The following is a 5,878-nucleotide window of genomic DNA, read 5'->3' as shown; positions in this document are numbered from 1 at the left end:
AGCAGATGGAAGCCATGGGTTGCGACTCCATCGCGATCAAGGACATGGCCGGCCTGTTGACCCCTTACGCCACCGGCGAGCTGGTCAAGGCGCTGAAGGCCGAGCTGTCGCTGCCGGTGTTCATCCACTCCCACGACACCGCCGGCCTGGCTGCAATGTGCCAGCTCAAGGCCATCGAGAACGGCGCCGACCATATCGACACCGCCATCTCCAGCTTCGCCTGGGGCACCAGCCACCCGGGCACCGAGTCCATGGTCGCGGCCCTTAAAGGCAGCGAGTTCGACACCGGCCTGGACCTGGAGCTGCTGCAAGAGATCGGCCTGTACTTCTACGCCGTGCGCAAGAAGTACCACCAGTTTGAAAGCGAATTCACCGCGGTCGACACCCGGGTGCAGGTCAACCAGGTGCCGGGCGGGATGATTTCCAACCTGGCCAACCAGTTGAAAGAGCAGGGCGCCCTGAACCGCATGGGCGAAGTGCTGGCGGAGATCCCGCGGGTGCGTCACGACCTGGGCTACCCACCGCTGGTGACCCCGACCTCGCAGATCGTTGGCACCCAGGCGTTCTTCAACGTCCTGGCCGGTGAGCGCTACAAGACCATCACCAACGAAGTGAAGCTCTATCTGCAGGGCGGCTACGGCAAGGCCCCGGGTCAGGTGGACGAAAACCTGCGGCGCCAGGCCATCGGCAGCGAGGACGTGATCGATGTGCGTCCGGCCGACTTGCTGAAACCGGAAATGACCAAGCTGCGCGGCGAAATCGGTGCCCTGGCCCATTCCGAAGAAGACGTGCTGACCTACGCCATGTTCCCGGACATCGGGCGCAAGTTCCTCGAAGAGCGTGAGGCCGGCACCCTGGTTCCGGAAGTGCTGCTGCCGATCCCCGAAGCCGGTGGCGTCAGCAAGCCGGGCGGCGAAGGTGTGCCCACCGAGTTCGTCATCGACGTGCACGGCGAGACCTACCGCGTCGACATCACTGGCGTCGGGGTCAAGGCCGAAGGCAAGCGTCACTTCTATCTGTCCATCGACGGCATGCCGGAAGAAGTGGTGTTCGAGCCGCTCAACGAGTTCGTCGGCGGCGGCACCAGCAAGCGCAAGCAGGCCAGCGCCCCGGGCCATGTCAGCACCACCATGCCGGGCAACATCGTCGATGTGCTGGTCAAGGAAGGCGACACGGTCAAGGCCGGCCAGGCGGTACTGATCACCGAAGCCATGAAGATGGAAACCGAAGTCCAGGCGGCCATCGCCGGCAAGGTCGTGGCGATCCACGTGGCCAAGGGCGACCGGGTCAACCCGGGCGAAATCCTGATCGAGATCGAAGGCTGAGTTCAGGCCCTCATCTGCAACTGTTTACCTCGGGGGAGCTACGGCTCCCCTTTTTTTTGCTTTCCTGAAGTGTCATTTAATGCATTTTTGGTGAGGATTAGTTTCTATAAATGCATTTAAAGACACTTATTGGCACGGCGGCTTGGAATAACTGCAATATAATGCGCGGATGATTGAGGCGGAATGTCTATTGAAGTGCAGCAAATTACAGGTACCCCAATGCTCCGGCTGACGTTGCAGCTTTACGGCGCAGGGGCGTGGGCCGACGCCATGACCCTGAGTTTCGACAAACCTGAAGAGGGCTTTGCCAGCCCTTGCAGCTTTGGTTATGTCCCGCAGTATCTGGTGGACAACCTTGACGCTATTGCCAGCCCGCTGGGCCGCTCGGTCAGTGCACAGATACCTTTGGGGTGGGAGCCCTGGCGAGAGGACCGGGCTCCGGCCTTTCTTTATGACCTGATCGCAACGCCGGCGGCGCGCCGCTTTTTGCTCCGGCAGATCGGCCATGAGCGGCCCGATGGCATGGGCAGCGAGTTGTTCCTCCTGGCCCGAAGCACTGCGGCGCCCATTGGCCATATGCGGATCAAGGAATCCCTGGCAGGGCTGCACAGGCGTCCGGCCCTGGGCTTCACCCGGGAACAGGTGGTGACCCTGGATAACCGTTTTCTTGAATACGCCCATGAGCAGGCGGCGGCTTTTGGTGGCACGGCGAGCATCGGCGACGAAGCGCCCAAGCTGTTGCTGACAGAAAACCGCGAGGGCTTGTTGTACCCCGATGCGCTGCTCGATGACGCTTTTGCAGCGCGTCACTGGTGGGTGAAGTTCCCCCGTAACCCGGCTTCGCCGAATGCCTGCGACATCCTCAGAAGCGAGTTCCATTACTACCGGGCGCTGCAGCAGCTGGGTATCGAGACGTTACCGGCGCCTGGGCTGGCTCTGGAAGAGGGGCGTCGGCCAAGCCTGTGGATGCAGCGTTTTGACCGTCGGCTAACGCCCGCCGGAGTCGAGCGCCTGGCGGTGGAGTCGATCTACTCCCTGGCCGGGCTGGTGGGCCATGGCCAGGGCATGCGCCATACCGAAGTGCTGGGGATTCTCGCCGACCTGTGGCGCGCCACCGGCCAGGAGGCGTCGATCCCCGAACTGGTGGCGGACTACCTGCGGCGCGATCTGCTCAACAGGATCCTCGGCAACACGGACAATCATGGCCGCACGCTTTCGGTGGTTCGCACTGATACAGGGGTGCGTCTGGCCCCGATCCATGATCTGGCGCCCAAGATCATGGATGACCAGGGGATTGCCCGCACCACCAAATGGCCCGGGCGCATGGAGGTGGCCGGTGACGTCGACTGGCGCCTGGTCTGTGCCAGCCTCAAGCCGTTGCTCGACCCTGAAGCCGCCCTGTCGCGCCTGCGCGCAGATGCCGAACAGCTGCGGGCCCTGCCCGACCTGCTGAGTGCCGGGGGCTTGCCCGAAGCCACCTTGAATCACCCGCGCATTCACCTGCGCCACCTGGATCGACGCCTGCAGGAGTGGGGATTGCGATGAACATGACGCTGGAAGAACGCGGGGCCCTGATCGACAACATCCAGCAGGAAATGGCGGGCGGTCGCTTGCCCATTGGCGATGCGGTCAAGCGCCTGCGCACCGAAGTCACAGGGCTGCATCAGAGCCAGTTCGCCAGGATGTGCCGGATTTCCCTGCGCACCCTGATCCATATCGAACACGGTGACGGCAACCCGACCCTCAAGTCACTGAACGCGGTGTTCAAGCCTTTCGGCCTGCAGATGGGGGTGGTGAAAGTGCAGAGAACCAGCCGCGCCCGTTCGCTGCTCGATGAGCTTGAGCGTTCGGAAAGAAGCCCGGGTGCCCCCGGGCCCTCGCCTGAACCTCAACCGCGTTTGGCGTAGCCCTTGCCGTAATGCTTTTCCATCCGGGCCTGGATCAGTTCCAGGCCGATGGACAGCAGCCAGTAGATCAGCGCCGCGGTGCTGAGCATTTCAATGTAGCGGTAGCTGGAGCGGCCGTAGGACTGGGCCAGGAATATCACTTCCCAGACCCCCATTACCGAGATCAGCGACGAGTCCTTGAGCATCGAGATGAACTGGTTGGTGGCCGGCGGAATGATGGTGCGCATGGCCTGGGGCAGGGTCACCTGCCAGAAGATCACGCTGTCGCTCATGCCCAGGGCCAGGGCGGCCTGGCGCTGGCCATGGGGCACGCCGAGGATGCCGGCGCGGAAGATCTCGCTGAGGTAGGCGCCGTAGTTCAGCGACAGGGCGATGATCCCGGCGGTAATGGCGCCCGGCACCACCCCCAGTTGTGGCAGGCCGAGGTAGATCAGCAGGATCTGGATCAGCAGCGGCGTGCCGCGAAAGAACGAGGCGTAGAAGCTGGCAATCCCGAAAGCCACGGCGCTTGAAGACAGGCGTGCCAGGGCGGTGATGAAGCCCAGCAGCGACGAAGCGACGATGGAGCAGGCGCAGAGGAACAGGGTCAGCGCCGCACCCTGGAGAAAGCCGCTGGGGGACAGGTGCAGACCCAGCAGGTTCGGCAGCTTGTCGAGGATGATCGAGAACTTCAGGTCGAAGCTCAGGAAGAAGCTGGCGAACAGCACCAGCAGGGTCGCCCAGGTCAGGTACAGGCGGCTGCGAAAACCCAGCAGGCGCTTGAGCAGCGGTTCAGCCACCGATTGGGGTGGCTGAGGCGGTGGCGTGTAGGCAGTCATTGGCTGATATCGGCGCCGATCCATTTCTGCGAGAGCTTGCTCAGGGTGCCGTCCTGCTTCAACTGGGCGAAGACTTCACGCACCTTGGCGTCCCACTGTGCATCGCCTTTCTCGATGGCCACCGAGTTGGGCTCGGCGTACAGCGCCTCGCCGGCCAGCTTGAAGCGCGAATCCTGAGTCAGCCGTGGTTGCGCGGTGACCAGGTTGGTGAGGATCGCATCCAGGCGCACGCCCGGGCCCAGGCCGAGGTCCTGGAAGGCCACGTTGTCGGTGTCGTAGGGGGCGATCTGTACGTTCTCGAAGGGATATTGCAGGTGGGTGTCTTCAGCGCCCTCGATCACCAGGTTCTTGTTCAGGTAGCCCTCGTAGCTGGAGGCGGCAGTCAGGCCGACCTTCTTGTCGCTCAGGTCCTTGGCGCCGTGGATACGATCATCCTTGGCGTTGACCACGATCACCGCCGGTGAGGCGTAGTACTGCACCGGGAAGTCGAAGACTTCGGCGCGAGCCTTGCTCGGGGTCATGGAGCAGATGCAGATGTCGTAGCGTCCGCTCCAGCGTCCGGCGGCGATCACATCCCAGGACGGGGTTTCCAGGCGCAGCTTGACCCCGAGCTTGTCGGCCACGGCCTTGGCCACGTCGACGTCGAAGCCGTCCAGCTGGTTCTGGTCATTGAGGAAAGAGAAGGGCGGATAGCTTTCCATCAGCACTCCGACCAGCTCCTTTTTCTGCTCGATACGCTCCAGAGTGGCGCCGGCGAAGGCTTGGGAAGAGACGGCGAGAAGGGTCAGGCCGAGGGCCAGCAGCGGTTTGAAATTCATCGGAATCCTGACTGAAAAAGAGTTGTTATTAACCGAATGGTGCGTATTTAATAGTTATAAGAACGGCTCCGGTAGTGAGTTATTTTCATAAGCATATGAGTAAAAAGCATATGGGCGCAGGCAATACGGTAATTCTCGATGGCGGTATGGGGCGTGAACTGCAGCGTCGCGGGGCGCCGTTCCGGCAGCCTGAATGGTCGGCCCTGGCGCTGAGCGAGGCGCCCCAGGCGGTTGAGGCGGTGCACGCGGCCTATATCGACAGCGGTGCCAACGTGATCACCAGCAACAGCTACGCGGTGGTGCCGTTTCATATCGGCGAGGAACGTTTTGCCGCTGAAGGCCAAGCCCTGGCGGCTTTGGCCGGTGAGCTGGCGCGCCGCGCGGTAGAGGCCTCCGGCAAGCCGGTGCGGGTCGCGGGTTCGTTGCCGCCGTTGTTCGGTTCCTATCGCCCGGACCTGTTCGATGCGTCCCGGGTCGAGGAAGTGCTGAGCCCGCTGGTCAAGGGCCTGGCGCCTTTCGTGGACCTGTGGCTCGCAGAAACCCAAAGCTCCATCGCCGAGGCGCGGGCCATCCACGCCGGATTGCCCAAGGACGGCAAGCCGTTCTGGCTGTCCTTCACCCTGAAGGATGAAGAGGTCGATGAAGTGCCACGCCTGCGTTCCGGCGAGCCGGTGGCAGAAGCGGCGGCAGCGGCGGCGCAGTTGGGCGTGCAGACCCTGCTGTTCAACTGCAGCCAGCCGGAAGTGATTGGTGCGGCGGTGGATGCGGCTCGTGAAACCTTCGAGCGCCTGGGGGTGCAGATCCATATCGGCGTGTACGCCAATGCCTTCCCGCCGCAGCCCGAGGATGCCACCGCCAACGATGGCCTGTGCCCGCTGCGTGAAGACCTGGACCCGCCGGGTTATCTGCACTGGGTAGCGGACTGGCACCAGCGCGGTGCCAGCCATGTGGGCGGTTGCTGCGGCATTGGCCCGGAGCATATTGCGGTGTTGGCGCAGAAGCTCGGTTGA

At 63.0% G+C, this 5,878-nt stretch carries 5 protein-coding genes and 1 pseudogene; 4 read left to right on the top strand and 2 right to left on the bottom strand.

Annotated features, from left to right (window positions below):
- The 3 genes and pseudogenes from BLX41_RS02620 to BLX41_RS02610 all read left to right on the top strand — a co-directional run.
- On the top strand, window positions 1-1,325 hold a 1,325-nt coding region (locus BLX41_RS02620), incomplete at its 5' end, for a pyruvate carboxylase subunit B (protein WP_404942734.1).
- Between the two features lie 270 nt (window positions 1,326-1,595).
- Entirely contained in the window at window positions 1,596-2,870 is a 1,275-nt protein-coding gene (locus tag BLX41_RS02615) for a type II toxin-antitoxin system HipA family toxin (protein WP_123723807.1), read from the top strand.
- Window positions 2,867-3,133, top strand: a pseudogene (locus BLX41_RS02610) (helix-turn-helix domain-containing protein); the annotation flags it as partial. The gene BLX41_RS02615 and the pseudogene BLX41_RS02610, both read left to right, overlap by 4 nt.
- An 80-nt stretch (window positions 3,134-3,213) precedes the next feature.
- Here the strand turns inward: BLX41_RS02610 and BLX41_RS02605 are convergent.
- Together BLX41_RS02605 and BLX41_RS02600 are read right to left on the bottom strand one after the other, a co-directional pair.
- Entirely contained in the window at window positions 3,214-4,050 is an 837-nt protein-coding gene (locus BLX41_RS02605) for an amino acid ABC transporter permease (RefSeq protein ID WP_123723650.1), read from the bottom strand.
- Entirely contained in the window at window positions 4,047-4,868 is an 822-nt protein-coding gene (locus BLX41_RS02600) for an ABC transporter substrate-binding protein (RefSeq protein WP_123723649.1), read from the bottom strand. Before BLX41_RS02600 ends, BLX41_RS02605 begins: the two co-directional genes overlap by 4 nt.
- A gap of 110 nt (window positions 4,869-4,978) precedes the next feature.
- On the opposite strand from BLX41_RS02600, the gene BLX41_RS02595 reads away from it, so the two are divergent.
- Window positions 4,979-5,878, top strand: a complete 900-nt coding sequence (locus BLX41_RS02595) for a homocysteine S-methyltransferase family protein (RefSeq protein WP_123723648.1) — start codon at window positions 4,979-4,981, stop codon at window positions 5,876-5,878.

The sequence above is a fragment of the Pseudomonas protegens genome (genome assembly GCF_003732485.1).
Classification (GTDB): domain Bacteria; phylum Pseudomonadota; class Gammaproteobacteria; order Pseudomonadales; family Pseudomonadaceae; genus Aquipseudomonas; species Aquipseudomonas protegens_B.
Note: the sequence above shows the minus strand (reverse complement) of the source record. Positions and strands in the feature narration are given on the sequence as shown.